The sequence below is a fragment of the Rhodopseudomonas parapalustris genome (assembly GCF_053772255.1).
In genome coordinates this window covers 151473-170911 of the sequence record NZ_JAMKBZ010000001.1, presented here as the reverse complement: position 1 = coordinate 170911, position 19439 = coordinate 151473, and the positions used below count along the sequence as shown (strand labels likewise).

Below are 19439 nucleotides of genomic sequence, written 5' to 3'. Positions count from 1 at the left end.
CTCCCGCGCTCCGCCTCACTCCGCCGCGCGCTGGACGCGGTCGTCGTCGTCCTCGTCGACCGGGATGTGGGTGCGGCCCCAGTTGGTCAGGGCGTTGGAGAGCCGGTCGAGATAGAGATACACCACCGGGGTGGTGAACAGCGTCAGGGCCTGGCTGACCAAAAGGCCGCCGACCATCGCGTAGCCGAGCGGCTGACGGATCTCCGAGCCGGTGCCGGTGCCGAGCATCAAAGGCACACCTCCGAGTATCGCCGCCATCGTGGTCATCATGATCGGGCGGAAGCGCAGCAGCGCCGCCTTGCGGATCGCCTGCTCGGGATCGAGATGTTCGTCGCGCTCGGCGGTGATGGCGAAGTCGACCATCATGATGCCGTTCTTCTTCACGATGCCGATCAGCAGGATGATGCCGATCAGTGCGATCAGGCTGAAGTCGAAGCCGAACAGCATCAGCATCGCCAGCGCGCCGACGCCGGCGGAGGGCAGGGTCGACAGAATCGTCAGCGGGTGGATGTAGCTCTCGTACAGGATGCCGAGGATCAGATAGACCACCACCAGCGCCGCGATGATCAACAGCGGCACGGTCGACAGCGATTGCTGGAACGCCTGCGCGGTGCCTTGGAAGTTGCCGATCAGCGTCGGCGGCGCGCCGATCTCGGCCATTGCCGCCTGCACCGCGGCGGTGGCTTCGCCGAGCGCCACGCCCTGCGCCAGATTGAAGCTGATCGTGGTGGCGGGGAATTGGCCCTGATGACTGATCGACAGCGGCCGCACCGGCACCGTCGTCCACTTCGCAAAGGTCGACAGCGGCACCTGATCGCCGGTGGTCGGCGACTTGACGTAGATCTGGTTCAGCGTGTCGAGCCGGCCCTGCAGCTCCGGCAGCACCTCCAGAATAATCCGGTAGGTGTTCACCTGGGTGAAATACTGCGTCACCTGGCGCTGGCCGAACGCGTCGTACAGCGTATCGTCGATCAGTTGCGGCTTGATGCCGAAGCGCGAGGCGGTGTCGCGGTCGATCGTCAGCGTCAGCGTGGTGCCATCGGTCTGCTGGTCGGTGGCGACGTCGCGGAGCTGCGGCAGGCTCTGCATCTTGGCCAGCACCTTCGGCGCCCACTCGTTGAGCTCGGCGAGATTGGCGTCCTGCAGGGTGTATTCGAACTGGGTGCGGGTCGGCCGGCCGCCGAGCCGCACGTCCTGCGCGGCCTGCATGAACAGCCGTGCGCCCTCGACCTTGTCCAGCTTCGGCCGCAGCCGCGCGATGATCTCCTGCGCGCTGGCGGAGCGCTCGTCGCGCGGTTTCAGGGTGATGTACATTCGCCCGGTGTTGAGCGCGCTGCCGCTGCCGCCGATGAACATCGCGATGCTGAACACATCGGGATCGGCCATCACGATCTCGCCGAGTTCTTCCTGGCGCTGCTTCATCGCGCTGAACGAGATGTCCTGTGCGGCCTCCGAAGCGGCGGTGATCAGGCCGACGTCCTGCTGCGGGAAGAACCCTTTCGGGATCGCGATGAACAGATACACCGAGAGCCCGACGGTGGCGAAGAACACCATCAGCGTGGTGAGCCGCCAGCGCAGCACCAGATCGAGGCCGCGCTCGTAGGCGCGCAGCATCGCCTCGAAGGCGCCCTCGATCAGTCGATAGAGCCGGCCGTGCCGCACGCCGGTCTCCGGACGCAGGAAGCGCGATGCCAGCATCGGCGTCAGCGTCAGCGACACCAGCATCGACACCCCGATCGTCATCGCTAGCGTTACGGCGAATTCGCGGAACAGCCGGCCGATGATGCCGCCCATGAACAACAGTGGGATCAGCACCGCCACCAGCGAGATCGAGATCGACACGATGGTGAAGCCGATCTCGCGGGCGCCCTTCAGCGCCGCGGTGAACGGCTTTTCGCCTTCCTCGACGTGCCGGGCGATGTTTTCCAGCATCACGATGGCGTCGTCGACCACGGAGCCGACCGAGATCGTCAGCGCCATCAGCGACAGGTTGTCGAGCGTGTAGCCAGCCGCCCACATCAGCGCGCAGGCGCCGAGCAGCGCCAGCGGCACCGTGACGCTGGGGATGATGGTCGCCCAGAAGCTGCGCAGGAACAGGAAGATCACCATCACCACCAGCGTGATGGTGAGCAGCAGGGTGAACTGCACGTCCTCCACCGCGGCGCGGATGGTGGTGGTGCGGTCGCTCATCACGTCGATCTTGATCGCCGGCGGAATGCCCGCGACCAGCCGCGGCAGCTCCGCCTTGATGCGATCGACGGTGTCGATGACGTTGGCGCCGGGCTGCTTGAACACCACCAGGAACACGCCGCGCTTGCCGTTGGCCCAGGCGGCGGTCTTGGCGTCCTCCGGCCCGGTCACCGCATGGCCGACATCCCGGATCCGCAACGGGCCGCCATTGCGATAGGCGAGGATGACGTCGTTCCAGTCCTTGGACTCGGTGAGCTGGTCGTTGGCGTAGATGGTGTAGCTCTTGGTCGGCGCGTCGAGCGTGCCTTTCGGGCTGTCGACGGTAGTGATGGCGATCTGGCTGCGCACCTCCTCCAGCGACAGCCCCTTGGCCATCAGCTTGGCGGGGTCGACCTGGATCCGGATCGCCGGTTTCTGCTGGCCGCCGATGAACACCTGCGCGACGCCGGAGATCTGGCTGATCTGCTGGGCGATCTTGGCGTCGGCATTGTCGCTGACCGTGGTCAGCGGCAGGGTGTCGGAGGTCGCCGACAGGATCAGGATCGGCGCATCGGCCGGGTTGACCTTGCGGTAGGTCGGCGGGTTCGGCAGGTTCTTCGGCAGTTGCCCGCCGGCGGCGTTGATCGCCGCCTGGACGTCGTTGGCGGCGGCGTCGATGTTCCGGTTGAGATCGAACTGGATGGTGACCGCGGTCGAGCCGAGCGAACTCGTCGACGTCATCTGCGACACGCCGGGGATCTGCGCGAGCTGGCGCTCCAGCGGCGTCGCCACCGAGGAGGCCATCGTCTCCGGGCTGGCGCCGGGCAGGCTGGCGGAAATCTGGATGGTCGGAAAGTCGACCTGCGGCAGCGGCGCCACCGGCAGGGCGGGGTAGGCGATCAGGCCGAGAAACAGGATCCCCGCCATCAGCAGCGAGGTCGCGATCGGGTAGCGGATGAACGGCGCCGAGATGCTCCGGTCCATGGCTATTTCCCGGCTGATACGGCCGGCGCGGAGCCGGGCGGGGCCGGCTCGTTGTCGGCGACCTTGAACGCCAGCAGCGAGCCCGGCCTCACCTTGTACTGGCCGCCGACCACGATCCGGTCACCGGCTTCGAGACCGCGCTCGATCACCGTGCTGTGGTCGTTGGCGGCGCTGACCACGATCTTCCGCAGTTCGGCTTTGTTGTCGGCATTGACCGCATAGGCATACAGCCCGTCGGTGCCGTGCTGGACCGCGTCGTTGGGCACCACGACGACGTCTTTGAGCGTCTTGACCAGCAGCCGGGTCTGCACCGACTGGCCCGGCCACAGCGCGTGGTTCTTGTTGGCGAACACCGCCTTGAGCCGCACCGTGCCGCTGTTGCTGTCGACCTGGTTGTTGACCACCGCCAGGGTGCCGTCCTCGGCGAAGGTCGTCTTGCCGTCGGTCGACAGCGCGATCACCTGCAAAGCATGCGCCGCGAGGGCGCGGTTGATGTCGAACACCCGCTCTTCGGGCGCCGTGAAAATCACTGCGATCGGCTCGATCTGCGCGATGGTAACGATGCCGGTCTGGCTGGCGGCGTTGACGATGTTGCCCTTGTCGACCTGGCGCAGACCGGTGACGCCGGAGATCGGCGCCCGGATCGTTGCGTAGTCGAGCTGGGTCTGGGCGTTGGCGATCGCTGCCTCGTCTGCCTCGATCTGCGCCGTGAGCTGCTGGACGGTCGAACGTTGAGTATCGGTCTGCTGCTTGGTGGCGAATTCGCCGAGCCGAACCGAGCGGCTGAGGTCGAGCTTGGCGTTGGCCAGATTGGCCTCGTCCTGCGCCTTCTTGGCCTTGGCCTGATCCAGCGTCGCCTGGAACGGTCGCGAGTCGATCTGGGCCAGCAGGTCGCCGGCCTGAATCATCTGGCCTTCGGTGAACGCAATCTTGTCGATCTGGCCGTCGACCCGGCTGCGCACCACCACGGTGTTGAACCCCTGCACGGTGCCGAGACCGCTCAGATACAGCGGGAAGTCGGCTTTCTCCGCCGTTGCCACCGTCACAGGAACCGGCGCGCTGCGACCGCCGGCCGCCGATCCAGCCGCCGGGCCGCTGGAGCCTTGCGGTGCCGCGTGCTGCGCGGCGGGGGAGCGCTCACCCGAGATGCGCTGCCAGCCCCAATACGATGCCCCTGCTGCAAGCAGCAGAATTCCGACGACGACAGCCTTGCGAGAGGCGCCGGGTTTGGTCATGCCCGATCCGATCATTCGGTCTGCGCGACGCCGGCCTCTGGCGACCGGTTCAGCCTGCGCGACAGTGATTTCTGATTGCCGGCAACTATACCGGCAAATGCCGCCGGCACAGCAGAAACCACATGACATTGCTAAACTTTCATGGACTTGGCGACGCGGCCAGGCGCCGCGTCGCCGGGTTGCGCATGGCTCCTGATCGCGGATGTGGGGCTCGGGCTCCGACCGTTTCGAGCTGGATAGAATGGTTCCAATTGTCAGCCGTGCCACGCTCGGCCATATCACCGCGCGCGAAACGGCGGAGCGGCGGAGCTGCCGGGCAGGAGAGGCAGCATGGAAGAGCTCAACGGCCGGATGATCGCTTGCCAGATCCTGATCACCGGGCTGATCGCGCGCGTCGCCAACGAGCAGCGTGACCCGTTGCAATTCCTCAGCGAGTTTCGCGACGAGATCCGCGCCGTGGTTCGCGGTATCCGCATCGACGGGAAGTTGGACACTGATCGTGTCCGACTCGCCGCGCAGCAGACCGTCGACGAGATGTTCTCGCTGATGAAGCCGCCGAGCCGAGATGATGCATGAGCGGCGATCTCGATCCGGGCTCGCTCTGCAGTAGTTTAGAATCGTTTCAGATTGCCGAGCGACTGATCAATTGCCCGGTTCGCAAGCGCTGCGCTGAATGGTTGTGCGGCGGCAGTCGGTCGATATTCGGAACGACTCTTAGAATGGTTATTATCTTGAACGATTCCAGCGCGCGGTAATTCGACGCGCGTTGACCCTGTACCCCGCGGCCGATAGCTCTCAACGACTGCTTGTAATTAGCAACAGCATTCCTTGGGGGCGGATCAACATGAACGGGGCGAAAGCGCCGCGATCGCTGCGTATTGAAGCAGCGATGCGCGGGGGTGGTCAGGACTATGATGGCGTATATGGCCGCAGAGTTTCGGCCGTCGCCGGCATGATCGCAGTGGCATCGATCGGCGGCGCTGAGGCGCAGCAGTCGAGCTTGCCCGCGGTGACGGTGGATGCTCCGGTGGCGCGGCCGAAGCCCACCACGGCGCGGCCGACTCCCGATCAGATGCGCGCCCGTACCGCGCTGCGCCGCGCGGCGCGCCGGACTCAGCCGGCCCAGGTGCAGCCGGTGCCGTTCCCCAATGCCGGTTCGCTCTCGGCGGATCGTAACCCCTATGCGGATGCCGCTGCGCCCTACAAGGTCGACCGGCTGTCGGGTACCAAGTTCACCGAGCCTCTGCTGAACACGCCGCGCACCGTCACGGTGCTGACCAAGGAACTGCTCGAGGACAAGAATGCCACCTCGCTGAGGGAAGTCGCTCGCTCCACCGCCGGCGTCACGCTCGGTACCGGGGAGGGCGGCAACGCGTTCGGCGACCGCTTCTTCATCCGCGGCTTCGATGCCCGCAACGACGTGTTCATCGATGGCATCCGCGACCCTGCGATCTCGATCCGCGAGAACTTCTTCACCGAGCAGGTCGAGATTTTGCGCGGTCCGGCCTCGACCATGACCGGCCGCGGCACCGCCGGCGGTGCCATCAACATCGTCACCAAGCAGGCGACCACCGCAGGTAACTTCACCAAGGCCGAGACCACCTTCGGCAGCGACGCCACCAAGCGCGTCACCGTCGACGTCAACCAGGTCCTGAGTCCGACGCTGGCGGTGCGGGTCGACGGCCTGTACCAGGACGCCAAGGTCGCCGGCCGCAACTTCGTCACCGACGACCGCTGGGGCACGCTCGCCGCGGTGAAGTGGACGCCGACCGACGCGATCAAGGTCACCGCGAACTACGTCCACACCGATCTCGACGGCCTGCCGGATTTCGGCGTGCCCTACAACACCGCGCTGCGCCGGCCATCGACCGACGTCAACGTGCCGCGCGAGACCTATTACGGCTTCGTCAATCGCGACTTCCAGAAGGCCAAGCAGGATTTCGGCACGGTCACCGGCGAGTTCGCGATCACGCCGGACCTGACGCTGACCAACCGCTCGCGCGCCGCGCATTCGGTGCTCGACTACATCGGCACGCTGCCGAGCAACCCGACCGCCACCACGGTCTCGCTCGCGTCGCAGAGCCGCTATCAGACCACCGATGTGCTCGCCAACCAGACCGACCTGACCTACAAGTTCGACGTCGGCGGCGTGAAGCACACCTTGGTGGGTGGTGCCGAGATCTCGCGTGAAAGCGTGATGCGCGACACCTATGCGGGGCTCACCGCCGAACTCGCCGGCTTCCAGACCGGCAACCGCGTGATCGTGCCGCTGCTCAACCCGCCGAATACGCTCGACTTCGCGACGCAGCCGCAGCGCTCCTACAATCCGACCTACATCACTGTCGACACCAAATCGACCTATCTGATCGAGACAGCGAATTGGAACGACGTCGTCATCCTCAACGGCGGCGTGCGCTACGACGATTACGACATCAAGGGCGAGAACCGCTCGGCCTCGACCGGCGTTCAGTCGGGAATGTGGAACTACAATCTCGGCGCGGTGGTGAAGCCGCTGCCTTACGCCAGCCTGTACGCCGCCTATGCGACGTCGACCAACCCGGTCGGCGCCGAACTCGACGCCTCGGGCACCGCCTATGGCGGCCTCGTCGTCAACAACACCACCTTCCAGGCGTTGCCGCCGGAAATGAACAAGGCGGCGGAAGTCGGCACCAAATGGGAGCTGTTCGACCGCCGGCTGCTGCTGACTGCGTCGCTGTTCGAAACCCAGAAGTCGAACGCCCGCGAGACCGTCGGCAGCAACATCCTGTCGACCGGTGTCTATCGCGTCCGCGGTATCGATCTCGAGGCCGCCGGCAAGATCACCGATCGCTGGAGCGTGTTCGGCGGTCTGGTGCTGATGGAAAGCAAGGTCCTGCAGTCGATCGATCCGAATTCAGTCGGCGCGCAGCTCGCCAACATCGCGCATCAGTCGTTCAACCTGCTGACCAAGTACAAGTTCGACGACCACTGGGAAGTCGGCGGGCAGGCGGTGTACGCCTCCAAGATCTACGGCGGCACCTTCGCGGCGATCAACGGCAATGTGCTGCCGGAGCATTGGCGGTTCGACAGTTTTGTCGAATTCAAAGTCGACAGACACATGACCGCCAAGTTGTCGGTCAACAACATCTTCAACACCACTTATTACGACGCGTTCTATCGTTCGAACTCGCCGTTCGTGTTCATTGCGCCGGGCCGTTCGGTCTGGCTGACGCTACGCGGCGCGCTGTAAGCGCGTCGCGGGAATTGGAGCGGCCATGCTGGTCTGCATACCCGAGGTTTTGTCCAAGTCTGAGGTGGCGGAATTCCGTCGCCTGATGGACGCAGCCGAGTGGGAAGACGGTCGCTCCACCGCCGGCGCGCAGTCGGCGATGGTCAAGTGCAACGAGCAATTGCCGCCGGACAGCGAGCTGGCGCGTGCGCTCGGGCGGCGGATCGTGTCGGCGCTGACGGTGAACCCGAAATTCGTAGCGGCCGCGGTGCCGCTGCAGATCTTTCCGCCGCTGTTCAACCGCTATGCGGCCTCCAGTGGGCATCATTTCGGTATCCACGTCGACAACGCAGTGCGCGGCGACCACCTCACCGGGTTGCGCATTCGCACCGATCTTTCGATCACTTTGTTTCTGGCAGAGCCTGACGAATACGATGGCGGCGAACTGGTGATCGAAGACACTTACGGCTCGCACGAAGTCAAACTGTCTGCGGGCGATGCCGTATTGTACCCGTCCACCAGCCTGCACATGGTGACTCCGGTCACGCGCGGTGCACGGGTGGCGTCTTTCTTCTGGCTGCAGAGCATGATACGTGACGCGCAGGCGCGCAGCATGATCTACGATCTCGACACCGCCATTCAGGCATTGGTCGAGCGGCTGGGACGCGATGACCCTGAAACGGTCAAATTGACCGGTATTTATCACAACCTCATCCGCTACTGGGCCGAAGTATGACGATGTTGAACTTCCGATCGATCGGCGTTGCCGTAATCGCATTGGCGCTGCTGGCGCCGCCGACCCCCTTGCTGGCGCAGCAGGCGCCCGGTGCGGCGACGCCGAGCGCCACGGCACCGTCGCCGGGCACGGTCGCACCGTCGCAGCCGACGCCTGCGGTCACGGCACCTGCACCCGCTCCGATGGAGGCGCCGGCGGTGACCGCTGCGCCTGCAGCTGCTTCGCCCGCACCGGTGGCGACCCAAGCGCTGTCCGAAGCGGGACATCCGTCCGGCAGCGTGTCGCCCGGCCTGTCGGAACTGTCGCCCTGGACGATGTTCCTGAACGCGGACATCATCGTCAAAATCGTCATGATCGGCTTGGCTGTATCGTCGGTGATCACCTGGACGATCTTCATCGCCAAGAAGATCGAGCTCGGGCGCACCCGGTTCCGGCTGCGCCGCTCGCTCAAGCAGATCGCAGAGTCACGTTCGCTGGCAGAAGCGCAGATGGCGCTGGGCGACAAGCACAGCGTGCTGTCGATGCTGCTGAGCGCCGCGCTGCGCGAGGCGAAGCTGTCGGCCGGTCTGGCGAGCGACGAGGGCATCAAGGAGCGTGCCGCGTCGTCGTTCAGCGAATATGTTCGCGCCGAGGGGCGGCATATGCGCCGCGGCATGGGCTTCCTCGCCACCATCGGCGCCACCGCACCGTTCATCGGCCTGTTCGGCACGGTGTGGGGCATCATGAATAGCTTCATCGGCATTTCGAAGTCGCAGACCACCAACCTTGCGGTGGTCGCGCCCGGCATCGCCGAAGCGCTGCTCGCGACCGCGATCGGTCTGGTCGCCGCGATCCCGGCGGTGATCATCTACAATCACTTCTCGCGCGAGATCAAAGTCTATCTCGAACTGGTCGCGCGGGCCTCCGGCGCCGCGGGCCGTCTGCTGTCGCGCGATCTCGATCGCAGCCATGGCAGCGCGCATCGCGCTCGCGCGGCGGAGTGAGAGATGGCTGTTTCGCTCGGCAATTCCGACGATCTCGACGACGATTTCGACGAGACCCACGAGATCAACGTCACGCCGTTCATCGACGTGATGCTGGTGCTGCTGATCATCTTCATGGTGGCGGCACCGCTGTCGACGGTCGACCTTCCGGTCAGCCTGCCGACCTCGAGCGCCACGCCGCAGAAGCGGCCGGACAAGCCGACCTACGTCAGCATCAAGTCCGACCTCGCGGTGGCGATCGGTGAAAACCAGGTCAAACGCGTCGATCTGGTCAAGACGCTGGACACGATGCCGGACATGACCAAGGACCGCTTTATCTTCCTGCGCGCCGATCGCGCCGTGCCTTACGGCGAGCTGATGGAGGTGCTGGAGATGCTGCGGTCCGGCGGCTACGCCAAGATCAAGCTGGTTGCGCTGGAAGCGGTGCCGGGCGCCAAACCGGACGGCAATTGAACGCCGGTGCGGCGAGCGGCCGAGACGACTCCACATTCCGGGTGGGGCGCGGCAGGATTGCTTCGCTTCGCTCGTCACGACCGGGAAGCCTGGTTCCGATCAGATCTGGTTCCGATAAGATATTGACGAGATGTCAGACAGTTATTTCGATCGCAATGGTTCGTATCGGCTGTGGCTGATGGCCGCCGTCGGCGCCGTGGCGCTGCACGTCGGCGGCGCGGCGCTGGCCCTGGTCAGCATGCCGGAGGAGGCCGACGACGACGCGCTCGGCGCGCCGGCGATCGAGGTCGGCGTCGAGATGATGTCGCCGAAGATCGAGGCGTCCGATCTGCCGCCGGGGCCGGACACCGAGGCGTCGATGGCGTCGCCGGCGCTCAACGAGCAGAAGGCCGAGGTCAAGGACTCCGACCTCCCGAAGGACACGCCGCAGGAGACCGAGGAGCCGGACCGCGTCGTCACCACCGAGACGCCGAAGAAGGTCGACGAGGAGCAGAAGGAAAAGGCTCAGCAACAGCAGCAGGCCTCGACCGAGTCGGTCGCCGCCGAAGCCACGGCGATGCCCAGCAACGAGTCCGCCAAGGAAGGTCCGCGCTCGGTCGCGCCGGCGCAGGGCGTCGGCAAGGCCGCCGCCCGCATCCGCGCCACTTGGCAGAAGGAGCTGGTGGCGTATCTCGACAAGCACAAGCGCTACCCGAAGGATGCCGCGCAGAAGAACGTGCGGATCGTGGTCGGCTTCGAACTCGACCGGCTCGGTCATGTGCTGTCGATGAAGATCGTCGAGGGCTCCGGCGACGCGGCGTTCGATCAGGCCGCCCTCGACATGATCAAGCGCTCCGACCCCGTCCCGGCACCCCCGCCGCTGGTCGCCGACGAAGGCCTGACCTTCAGCCTGCCGGTGATCTTCCGGACCAAGGGGAAGGGTTAGGGGACCGCGTCCTCAGCGCCGTCATTCCGGGGCGCGAGCGTAAGCTCGCGGACCCGGAATCTGATGCGGGCAATGACCAACGACCGTCATCAACAACGACCGTCATCGCCCGCGCAGGCGGGCGAACCAGTATTGTAGAGCCCTTCGTTATTTTCATCGATGCCCCGGGATACTGGATCCCCGCCTGCGCGGGGATGACATGGGGAGAGTCGTTCGCACTCGAAGCGAGGCTTTCGTGCGGCACGCAGAACATCTCTGGATTCCGTGTTCGCGCTACGCGCGCCCCGGAATGACGTGTTGGGGTAAGTGCGCCGCTCAATACGTCGCGCGCCCGCCGGAGATGTCGAACACCGCGCCGGTCGAGAACGCGCAGTCTTCGGATGCCAGCCACGCCACCAGCGCGGCGACTTCTTCGACCAGCACGAAGCGGCCCTTCGGAATCTTCGACAGCATGAAGTCGATATGCTGTTGCGTCATCTGGTCGAAGATCGCGGTCCGCGCCGCGGCCGGCGTCACAGCGTTGACGGCGATGTCGTAGGACGCCAGCTCCTTGCCGAGCGATTTGGTCAGCGCGATCACGCCGGCCTTCGAGGCCGAGTAGTGCGCGGCGTTGGGGTTGCCTTCCTTACCGGCGATCGAGGCGATGTTGACGATGCGGCCGTATTTATGCGCGATCATCGCCGGCACCACCGATCTGCAACACAGGAACGGTCCGTCGAGATTGAGCTTCAGCACCCGCTGCCACTCGGCGTAGTCGGTGTCCCACACCGTCTTGTTGACGCCGGCGATCCCGGCATTGTTGACCAGGATGTCGATCTTGCCGAACGCCTGCAGCGTTGCATCGCGTGCTCGATCGACCGCAGCCGGATCGGTGACGTCGACCGCGACAGCGATAGTCACGTCGTCGCCGATCTCCTTGGCGGTGCGCTCGGCCAGCGCGACATCGTGGTCCCACAACGCGACCTTGGCACCCGATGCGACGAACCGCTCCGCAATCGCCCGCCCGATGCCCTGCGCTCCGCCGGTCACCACGGCGCAGCGGTGGTTGAGGTCGATGGTGTTCATGGCTGCTGTGTCCTCTGATCCTATTCGGCAACTCCGTCATTGCGAGCGAAGCGAAGCAATCCAGGACTACGAGCACTGAACTGGATTGCTTCGTCGCTTCGCTCCTCGCAATGACGATCTTCCATCCCAGTGAAAGGACTCACAACGTCCAGCCGCCATCGATGACGTGTGCGACGCCGGTGGTGAAGGCGCTTTCATCCGAGGCGAGGTACACCGCCAGTGCGGCAATCTCCTCGGCGTTGCCGAGACGGCCCATCGGCTGGCGCGACACGAACGTCTCGCGGCCCTGCGGCCCCAGCGCCGCGGCGCGGCCGAGCATCGAGGGCGTTTCGATCGTACCCGGGCAGATCGCGTTGCAACGGATGCCGCGGGTGATGAAATCCACCGCGACCGCGCGGGTCAGCGCCGCGACGGCTGCTTTGGTGGCCCCATAGACGTAGCGGTTCGGCGCTGCCTTGAACACGCCGGCGGCCGACGAGATGTTGACGATCGAGCCGCCGCCGGCTTCCAGCATCGCGGGCAGGAAGGCGCGGATGGTGCGGTGCATCGATTTGACGTTGAGGTCGAACGAGAAGTCCCAATCGGTATCCGAGCAGTCGAGCACCGTGCCGTGATGGACAAAGCCGGCGGCGTTGAGCAGGATGTCGACGGTGCCGGCCTCTGCGGCGATCGCTTCCACCGCGGCAGTGTCACGGACATCGAGCTTTGCGGTGCGGGTGACACCATGGTCCGCAAGCGAGGCGAGCCCCGCCTCATCGATGTCGGTGGCGAACACCTCGGCGCCCTCGCGCGCAAACGCGATCGCCGACGCCCGCCCGATCCCCGCCGCCGCTGCCGTGACGAACGCACGCTTGCCTTGCAGTCGGTCGGTCATGTTTTCCCCTCGTTAGTTCGCGTAGCTCTCTTGGTTGTCATTCCGGGATGCGCCCGCAGGGCGCAGACCCGGAATCCAGAAGTTCAGAGCACATCGAGATTCCGGGTTCGCGCGCTTTGCGCGCGCCCCGGAATGACGTTGCAAATGATTTGTCGTGCGTCGCCCTCATCAATGATTATGCCGCGCCACGCCGACCGCGCCGGCGATGTTTTGGTAGCGGGTGGCGAACTCCATGCATGCGCCGGTGGCTTGCTGGCCGACGGTCGAGCGATACAGCTCCTGCCACGGCGTCTGGTGTTTCGGATAGGCGAAGCCGCCGTGGGCCATCAGGTCGGCGCGGCGCTGCTTCAGCTCCTCGTCCGAGATCAGGATGTCGGCACTGCCCTTGTTGAGGTCGATGCGGACGCGGTCGCCGGTTTTCAGCAGTGCCAGCCCGCCGTTGGCGGCGGCTTCCGGTGTCGCGTTGAGGATCGACGGCGAGCCCGACGTGCCGGACTGGCGGCCGTCGCCGATGCACGGCAGGGAGTGGATGCCGCGTTTGATCAGCGCCGCCGGCGGCTGCATGTTGACCACCTCGGCGCCGCCCGGATAGCCGATCGGCCCAGTGCCGCGCACGAACAGGATGCATTGCTCGTCGATGTCGAGCGCCGGATCCTCGATCCGGTGGTGATAATCCTCCGGTCCCTCGAACACGATGGCGCGGCCCTCGAACGCGTTCGGGTCCTTCTGGTTCGACAGGTAGCGGTCGCGGAATTCCTTGCTGATCACGCTGGTCTTCATGATCGCGGAGTCGAACAGATTGCCGCGCAGTACGAGAAATCCTGCGTCGGAGACCAGCGGCTTGTCGTAGGAGCGGATCACGTCGCCGTCGGGCAGGGCGGCGGTGGCGCAATTCTCGCCCATTGTCCTGCCGTTCGCGGTGACGGCGTCCTGGTGGATCTTGCCGTGCTTCATCAATTCGCGGACGACGGCCGGCACGCCGCCGGCGCGGTGATACTCTTCGCCGAGGTAGAAACCCGCCGGCTGCAGATTGACCAGCAGCGGAATGGCGTGGCCGACGCTCTGCCAATCGTCGATCGACAGCTCGACGCCGACGTGGCGGGCCAGCGCGTTGAGATGGATCGGTGCGTTGGTCGAGCCGCCGATCGCCGAATTGACCACGATGGCGTTCTCGAACGCCTTGCGCGTCAGGATGTCGGACGGCTTCAGATCCTCCCACACCATCTCGACCGCGCGGACGCCGGTCTCGTAGGCGATCTGGCCGCGTTCGCGATACGGCGCCGGGATCGCGGCGCAGCCGGGCAGTGACATGCCGAGCGCTTCGGCCAGCGAGTTCATCGTCGAGGCGGTCCCCATAGTGTTGCAGTGCCCGACCGAGGGCGCCGAGGAGGCCACGATCTCCATGAACTGCTCGTAGTCGATTTCGCCGGCGGCCAGCCGCTCGCGCGACTTCCACACCACCGTGCCGGAGCCGGTGCGCTCGCCATTGTGCCAGCCGTTGAGCATCGGTCCGCCCGACAGCACGATCGCCGGAATGTTCACCGTCGCGGCCGCCATCAGGCAGGCCGGCGTAGTCTTGTCGCAGCCGGTGGTCAGCACCACGCCGTCGAGCGGATAGCCGAACAGCACTTCGACCAGGCCGAGATAAGCGAGGTTGCGATCGAGCGCCGCGGTCGGTCGCTTGCCGGTCTCCTGGATCGGATGCACCGGGAATTCCATCGCGATGCCGCCGGCGGCGCGAATGCCTTCGCGCACGCGATGCGCCAGATCGAGATGATGCCGGTTACACGGCGACAGGTCGTTGCCGGTCTGGGCGATTCCGATGATCGGCTTGCCGGATTGCAGCTCCGCGCGGGTCAGCCCGTAGTTCAGGTAGCGCTCGAGATACAGAGCGGTCATTCCGGGATTGTGCGGATCGTTGAACCACTCGCTGGAGCGGAGTTTGCGCCGGGGGGCGCCGGCATCGTGCTTCGTCATCGTCTCTCCCGCACTGCACACATCCTTGCAGCGGATGTTTTGAGCGCCTTTGCTGAGCATGGAACGGCGCGCATGCTCGCATGTCGCACTGCGCTACGCAATCGGCGTAGTGCGATCACACCGGAGTAATTTGCGAGCGCGACAGGCGCGAAATATTCTGCTAAGAGTTGCGCCAACAAAAAGTCACGCTTGCGGCAACGACCGCATCAAAAGGTGGGACATCGGGAGGTGCTGGATGGCGTCGGTGCAGATTCACGACGTGCGTAAATCTTTCGGCGGCTTCGAAGTGTTGCACGGCGTGACTGTTCCCATCGAGGATGGTGAGTTCGTCGTTCTGGTCGGCCCATCGGGCTGCGGCAAATCCACTTTGCTGCGGATGCTTGCCGGACTGGAGAAAATCACCGCGGGAACGATCTCGATCGGCGAGCGTGTCGTCAACGACGTGCAGCCGAAAGAGCGGGACATCGCGATGGTGTTCCAGAACTACGCGCTGTATCCGCACATGACCGTCGCCCAGAACATGGGATTCTCGCTGAAGCTGCGCGGCGCCGATCAGGCCGCCATCGAGAGCAAAGTAAGCCGGGCCGCTGATATCCTCGATCTCGGCAAGCTGCTCGACCGTTTTCCGCGCCAGCTCTCGGGCGGTCAGCGCCAGCGGGTCGCGATGGGGCGGGCGATCGTGCGCGATCCGCAGGTGTTTCTGTTCGACGAGCCGCTGTCCAATCTCGACGCCAAGCTGCGGGTGGCGATGCGCACCGAGATCAAGGAGCTGCACCAGCGGCTGAAGACCACCACGGTCTACGTCACCCACGACCAGATCGAGGCGATGACGATGGCCGACAAGATCGTGGTGATGCAGGACGGCATTGTCGAGCAGATCGGTGCGCCGCTCGACCTGTACGACCGGCCGGACAACAAATTCGTCGCCGGCTTCATCGGCTCGCCGGCGATGAATTTTCTCGACGGCACACTGAAGGTGAATGGCGGGCAGCCTTACGTCGAGACCGCCAGCGGCGCCAAGCTGCCGATCGGCGATGCGCCGGCAGGCGGCAACGGCCGGCCGGTGAGCTATGGCATCCGGCCCGAACATCTCGCCTTTGCCGATACCGGCATCGAGGCCGAGGTGGTCGTGGTCGAGCCGACCGGATCGGAAACCCAGATCGTGGCGCGCGTCGGCGACCAGGAACTGATCGCGGTGTTTCGCGAGCGGCATCCGGTGGCGCCCGGCGATCTGATCCATCTGCAGCCGCGCGCCGACGTCGCGCATCTGTTCGACAAGGAGAGCGGCCGGCGGATCTAGAGCGTCAGAGACGAAAACGAGAATTGGTCGATCAACGAACCAATGCACAAAGCGGAACATAGGGAGTGAACGACAGATGACGGACTTTACCCTCGATCGCCGCACGTTGTTGAAGGGTGGCGCGATCACGTTGGCCACGGCAGCGACGATGTCCGCCGACCAGTTGCTTGGTTACGCCAAGGCCTGGGCGCAGGCCTCGCCGTGGAAGCCCGAACCGGGCGCCAAGATCAATCTGTTGCGCTGGAAGCGGTTCGTCGAAGCCGAAGACGTCGCCTTCATGAAGATCGTCGATGCCTTCCAGAAGGCCAACAACGTCACCATCAACGTCTCCAACGAATCCTACGACGACATCCAGCCGAAAGCGTCGGTCGCGGCCAATACCGGGCAGGGGCTCGACATGGTGTGGGGCCTGTATTCGCTGCCGTTCCTGTTCCCCAACAAGTGCACCGACGTCAGCGACGTCGCCGATTATCTCGGCAAGAAGTGCGGCGGCTGGAGCGAGTCCGGCAAAGCCTACGGGATGTATCAGGGCAAGTGGATCGGTCTTCCGGTCGCAGCCACCGGCGGCCTCGTCAACTATCGCATCAGCGCGGCCGAGAAGGCCGGCCACAAGACCTTCCCGAACGATCTCGGCGGCTTTTCCGATCTGGTGAAGGGCTTGAACAAGAACGGCACGCCCGCCGGGATGGCGCTCGGCCACGCCTCGGGCGACGCCAATGGCTGGCTCCATTGGGCGCTGTGGGCGCACGGTGGCAATCTGATCGACAAGGACAACAAGGTCGTCATCAACTCGCCGGAGACTGCCAAGGCGCTGGACTACGTCAAGGGACTTTACGAGAACTTCATCCCCGGCACCGCGTCGTGGAACGACGCCTCCAACAACAAGGCATTTCTGGCCGGTCAGCTCTACCTCACCGTCAACGGCATCTCGATCTACGTGGCGGCGAAGAAGGACAACAAGGAGATGGCCGAGGACATCAACCATGCCCATCTGCCCGCCGGGCTCAACGGCAAGACCCGCGAGCTGCATCTCGGCTTCCCGATCCTGATCTACAACTTCACCAAGTTCCCGAACACCTGCAAGGCGTTCTCTGCGTTCATGATGGAGCCGGCGCAGTTCAACCCGTGGGTCGAAGCGGCGCAGGGCTATCTGTCGCCGTTCCTGCTCGACTACGAGAACAACCCGATCTGGACGGCGGACCCCAAGAACACGCCGTATCGCGACGTCGCCCGCACCGCCAACACGCCGGCCGGCAACGGCCAGATGGGCGAGAACGCCGCCGCAGCGATCGCCGACTTCGTCGTGGTCGACATGTTCGCCAACTACTGCACCGGCCGCGAAGACGTGAAGACCGCGATGAGCAGCGCCGAACGCGCGGCGAAGCGGATCTTCCGGGCGTAACAGGGAAGAGAAGGGTTGGTGACATGCGCCGACCCTTCTCAGCCGACAAAGGCGCCACCAATGGGAGCCTCACGTTCGTCATTCCGGGGCGCGCCACTTGGCGCGAACCCGGAATCCATACTCTCGGCGGTGGTTATGGATTCCGGGCTCGCGCTTCGCGCGCCCCGGAATGACGAACGTGAGGGGAGTGAGACCTTCACTCGGCCCGCAGGCGGCCGGACGGAGTTAGCATGACCACACTTCAGATCCGCGAGCAGGTTCACTCCGGCCCCTCCGCCTGGCAACGCCTTCGCACCAGCCGCAACTTCATCGCGCTGTGGTTCATGCTGCCGGCGGCGGCGTTCTTGATCCTGTTCTTGGCCTATCCGCTGTTTCTCGGGGTGTGGATGAGCTTCACCGACGCGCGGATCGGCCGCGACGGGGTGTTCGTCGGCGTCGAGAACTACCAGTGGCTGTGGGACGACAGCATCTTCTGGCTTTCGGTGTTTAACACCATCCTCTACACGGTGGTCGCCAGCGCGATCAAATTCGCCGTCGGCCTGTATCTGGCGCTGCTGCTCAACCGCCACATGCCGTTCAAGGCGATCATCCGCGCCGCAGTGCTGGTGCCGTTCATCGTGCCGACGGTGCTGTCGGCGATCGCGTTCTGGTGGATCTACGACTCGCAGTTTTCGATCATCTCCTGGTCGCTGATCAAGCTCGGGGTGATCGACCAGAACATCAATTTCCTCGGTGACGCCAATTGGGCGCGGGCCAGCGTGATCTTCGCTAACATCTGGCGCGGCGTGCCGTTCGTGGCGATCACGCTGCTCGCCGGGCTGCAGACAGTGTCGCCGTCGCTCTACGAGGCGGCGACGCTCGACGGCGCGACGAGCTGGCAGCGCTTTCGCTACATCACCTATCCGCTGCTCACCCCGATCATCGCAGTGGTAATGACGTTCTCGGTGCTGTTCACTTTTACGGATTTCCAACTGATCTGGGCGCTGACCCGCGGCGGCCCGGTCAACGCCACGCATCTGATGGCCACGCTGAGCTATCAGCGCGGCATTCTATCGGGGCGGCTCGGGGAGGGGGCGGCGATCGCCACTGCGATGATCCCGTTCCTGCTTGCGGCGATCGCGATCTCGTGGTTCGGCATGCAGCGCCGCAAGTGGCAGCAAGGATCAGACAATGACTGAGACCACTGCGTCAGATCCCCGTCTCGCCGTCAAAGCCGCCGCCACGGTGGCGCAGAGCGACGACAGCGAGGGCATGAGCTATCTGGAGTCGCTGCCGCGCCGGCTGGTGACGCTGTATCTGCCGCTGTTCATCATCCTGGTGGTGCTGCTGTTCCCGTTCTACTGGATGGCGCTGACGGCGATCAAACCGGACGCGCAGCTCATCGACATGGACACCTACAACCCGTTCTGGGTGGTGCATCCGACCTTCAAGCACATCGAGAAGCTGCTGTTCGAGACGCAGTATCCGCGCTGGCTGTGGAACACGATGTTCGTTGCGACCTGCGCGACGATCCTGTCGATCGTCGCGTCGGTCCTTGCCGCCTACGCCATCACCCGGCTGCGGTTTCGCGGCGCCGACACCGTCGGCGGCCTGATCTTTCTCGCCTATCTGGTGCCGCCGTCGATCCTGTTCATCCCGCTCGCTTCGGTGATCCAGGCCTATGGGTTGTTCGACTCTCCGCTGTCGCTGATCCTGGTGTATCCGACGCTACTGATCCCGTTTTCGACCTGGCTGCTGATGGGCTATTTCAAGACCATCCCGTTCGAGCTGGAGGAATGCGCACTGATCGATGGTGCCTCGCGCTGGCAGATCCTGGTCAAGATCATCATTCCGCTGGCGATCCCCGGGCTGATCTCGGCCTTCATCTTCTGCTTCACGCTGTGCTGGAACGAATTCATCTACGCGCTGACCTTCCTGCAATCGACGCCGAACAAGACCGTGCCGGTGGCGATCGTCAATGAGTTCGTCGACGGCGACATCTACAAATGGGGCTCGCTGATGGCCGGCGCCCTGGTCGGCTCGCTGCCGCTGGTCATCCTCTACGCCTTCTTCGTCGAACATTACGTGTCGGCGATGACCGGGGCGGTGAAGGAGTAGAAGGCCCATCAGCGCGGGTTGACTTCCGACC

The 19439-nt window shown here is 64.7% G+C and carries 15 protein-coding genes; 10 read left to right on the top strand and 5 right to left on the bottom strand.

The window, feature by feature from the left end; genetic code table 11:
- Window positions 1-15 precede the first annotated feature (15 nt).
- On the bottom strand, window positions 16-3153 hold the full coding sequence (locus M9H71_RS00830; protein ID WP_455403232.1) for a multidrug efflux RND transporter permease subunit: 3138 nt from the start codon (window positions 3151-3153) through the stop codon (window positions 16-18).
- A gap of 2 nt (window positions 3154-3155) precedes the next feature.
- Window positions 3156-4388, bottom strand: coding sequence for an efflux RND transporter periplasmic adaptor subunit (locus M9H71_RS00825; RefSeq protein ID WP_455403231.1), 1233 nt, complete (start codon window positions 4386-4388; stop codon window positions 3156-3158).
- 330 nt (window positions 4389-4718) lie between these two features.
- On the opposite strand from M9H71_RS00825, the gene M9H71_RS00820 reads away from it, so the two are divergent.
- The 6 genes from M9H71_RS00820 (at window position 4719) to M9H71_RS00795 (ending at window position 10693) form a co-directional block, all read left to right on the top strand.
- The gene (locus M9H71_RS00820) at window positions 4719-4964 is read left to right on the top strand and encodes a hypothetical protein (protein ID WP_455403230.1); all 246 of its coding nucleotides are present in this window, start codon (window positions 4719-4721) and stop codon (window positions 4962-4964) included.
- Between the two features lie 268 nt (window positions 4965-5232).
- Window positions 5233-7617: a TonB-dependent receptor gene (locus M9H71_RS00815; RefSeq protein WP_455403229.1), complete on the top strand. Its 2385-nt coding sequence runs from the start codon at window positions 5233-5235 to the stop codon at window positions 7615-7617.
- A 25-nt stretch (window positions 7618-7642) separates the two neighbouring features.
- Window positions 7643-8332: a Fe2+-dependent dioxygenase gene (locus M9H71_RS00810; RefSeq protein WP_455403228.1), complete on the top strand. Its 690-nt coding sequence runs from the start codon at window positions 7643-7645 to the stop codon at window positions 8330-8332.
- A complete protein-coding gene (exbB, locus tag M9H71_RS00805) occupies window positions 8329-9315 on the top strand; it encodes a tonB-system energizer ExbB (RefSeq protein ID WP_455403227.1) in 987 nt (328 codons plus the stop codon). The genes M9H71_RS00810 and exbB overlap by 4 nt, the downstream gene beginning before the upstream one ends.
- A 3-nt stretch (window positions 9316-9318) precedes the next feature.
- Window positions 9319-9768 (top strand): TonB system transport protein ExbD, encoded by a 450-nt coding sequence (exbD, locus tag M9H71_RS00800; RefSeq protein WP_011159017.1) that lies wholly within the window; start codon window positions 9319-9321, stop codon window positions 9766-9768.
- A gap of 130 nt (window positions 9769-9898) precedes the next feature.
- Window positions 9899-10693 carry an energy transducer TonB gene (locus tag M9H71_RS00795; RefSeq protein ID WP_455403226.1) on the top strand — a complete coding sequence of 265 codons (795 nt, stop codon included), beginning with the start codon at window positions 9899-9901 and terminating at the stop codon, window positions 10691-10693.
- Window positions 10694-11008: 315 nt separating this feature from the next.
- On the opposite strand, the gene M9H71_RS00790 is transcribed toward M9H71_RS00795, so the two are convergent.
- The 3 genes from M9H71_RS00790 to M9H71_RS00780 all read right to left on the bottom strand — a co-directional run bounded on the left by M9H71_RS00790 (window position 11009) and on the right by M9H71_RS00780 (window position 14609).
- On the bottom strand, window positions 11009-11758 hold the full coding sequence (locus tag M9H71_RS00790) for an SDR family NAD(P)-dependent oxidoreductase (RefSeq protein WP_455403225.1): 750 nt from the start codon (window positions 11756-11758) through the stop codon (window positions 11009-11011).
- Window positions 11759-11897: 139 nt separating this feature from the next.
- Window positions 11898-12632: an SDR family oxidoreductase gene (locus M9H71_RS00785; protein WP_455403224.1), complete on the bottom strand. Its 735-nt coding sequence runs from the start codon at window positions 12630-12632 to the stop codon at window positions 11898-11900.
- A 168-nt stretch (window positions 12633-12800) separates the two neighbouring features.
- Window positions 12801-14609 (bottom strand): IlvD/Edd family dehydratase, encoded by a 1809-nt coding sequence (locus M9H71_RS00780; RefSeq protein ID WP_455403223.1) that lies wholly within the window; start codon window positions 14607-14609, stop codon window positions 12801-12803.
- A gap of 235 nt (window positions 14610-14844) precedes the next feature.
- On the opposite strand from M9H71_RS00780, the gene M9H71_RS00775 reads away from it, so the two are divergent.
- The 4 genes from M9H71_RS00775 to M9H71_RS00760 all read left to right on the top strand — a co-directional run bounded on the left by M9H71_RS00775 (window position 14845) and on the right by M9H71_RS00760 (window position 19408).
- Window positions 14845-15909: an ABC transporter ATP-binding protein gene (locus M9H71_RS00775; protein WP_455403222.1), complete on the top strand. Its 1065-nt coding sequence runs from the start codon at window positions 14845-14847 to the stop codon at window positions 15907-15909.
- Window positions 15910-15985: 76 nt separating this feature from the next.
- Window positions 15986-17311, top strand: coding sequence for an ABC transporter substrate-binding protein (locus M9H71_RS00770; protein WP_455403221.1), 1326 nt, complete (start codon window positions 15986-15988; stop codon window positions 17309-17311).
- A gap of 230 nt (window positions 17312-17541) precedes the next feature.
- Window positions 17542-18489, top strand: coding sequence for a carbohydrate ABC transporter permease (locus tag M9H71_RS00765; RefSeq protein ID WP_455403220.1), 948 nt, complete (start codon window positions 17542-17544; stop codon window positions 18487-18489).
- Window positions 18482-19408, top strand: coding sequence for a carbohydrate ABC transporter permease (locus M9H71_RS00760; protein WP_455403219.1), 927 nt, complete (start codon window positions 18482-18484; stop codon window positions 19406-19408). Before M9H71_RS00765 ends, M9H71_RS00760 begins: the two co-directional genes overlap by 8 nt.
- Window positions 19409-19439 lie beyond the last annotated feature (31 nt).

What these genes read in the sequence shown, in the direction of transcription:
- M9H71_RS00830 (WP_455403232.1), bottom strand. Translation starts at nt 3,153, where the DNA reads ATGGACCGGAGCATCTCGGCGCCGTTCATCCGCTACCCGATCGCGACC.
- M9H71_RS00825 (WP_455403231.1), bottom strand. Translation starts at nt 4,388, where the DNA reads ATGACCAAACCCGGCGCCTCTCGCAAGGCTGTCGTCGTCGGAATTCTG.
- M9H71_RS00820 (WP_455403230.1), top strand. Translation starts at nt 4,719, where the DNA reads ATGGAAGAGCTCAACGGCCGGATGATCGCTTGCCAGATCCTGATCACC.
- M9H71_RS00815 (WP_455403229.1), top strand. Translation starts at nt 5,233, where the DNA reads ATGAACGGGGCGAAAGCGCCGCGATCGCTGCGTATTGAAGCAGCGATG.
- M9H71_RS00810 (WP_455403228.1), top strand. Translation starts at nt 7,643, where the DNA reads ATGCTGGTCTGCATACCCGAGGTTTTGTCCAAGTCTGAGGTGGCGGAA.
- exbB (WP_455403227.1), top strand. Translation starts at nt 8,329, where the DNA reads ATGACGATGTTGAACTTCCGATCGATCGGCGTTGCCGTAATCGCATTG.
- exbD (WP_011159017.1), top strand. Translation starts at nt 9,319, where the DNA reads ATGGCTGTTTCGCTCGGCAATTCCGACGATCTCGACGACGATTTCGAC.
- M9H71_RS00795 (WP_455403226.1), top strand. Translation starts at nt 9,899, where the DNA reads ATGTCAGACAGTTATTTCGATCGCAATGGTTCGTATCGGCTGTGGCTG.
- M9H71_RS00790 (WP_455403225.1), bottom strand. Translation starts at nt 11,758, where the DNA reads ATGAACACCATCGACCTCAACCACCGCTGCGCCGTGGTGACCGGCGGA.
- M9H71_RS00785 (WP_455403224.1), bottom strand. Translation starts at nt 12,632, where the DNA reads ATGACCGACCGACTGCAAGGCAAGCGTGCGTTCGTCACGGCAGCGGCG.
- M9H71_RS00780 (WP_455403223.1), bottom strand. Translation starts at nt 14,609, where the DNA reads ATGACGAAGCACGATGCCGGCGCCCCCCGGCGCAAACTCCGCTCCAGC.
- M9H71_RS00775 (WP_455403222.1), top strand. Translation starts at nt 14,845, where the DNA reads ATGGCGTCGGTGCAGATTCACGACGTGCGTAAATCTTTCGGCGGCTTC.
- M9H71_RS00770 (WP_455403221.1), top strand. Translation starts at nt 15,986, where the DNA reads ATGACGGACTTTACCCTCGATCGCCGCACGTTGTTGAAGGGTGGCGCG.
- M9H71_RS00765 (WP_455403220.1), top strand. Translation starts at nt 17,542, where the DNA reads ATGACCACACTTCAGATCCGCGAGCAGGTTCACTCCGGCCCCTCCGCC.
- M9H71_RS00760 (WP_455403219.1), top strand. Translation starts at nt 18,482, where the DNA reads ATGACTGAGACCACTGCGTCAGATCCCCGTCTCGCCGTCAAAGCCGCC.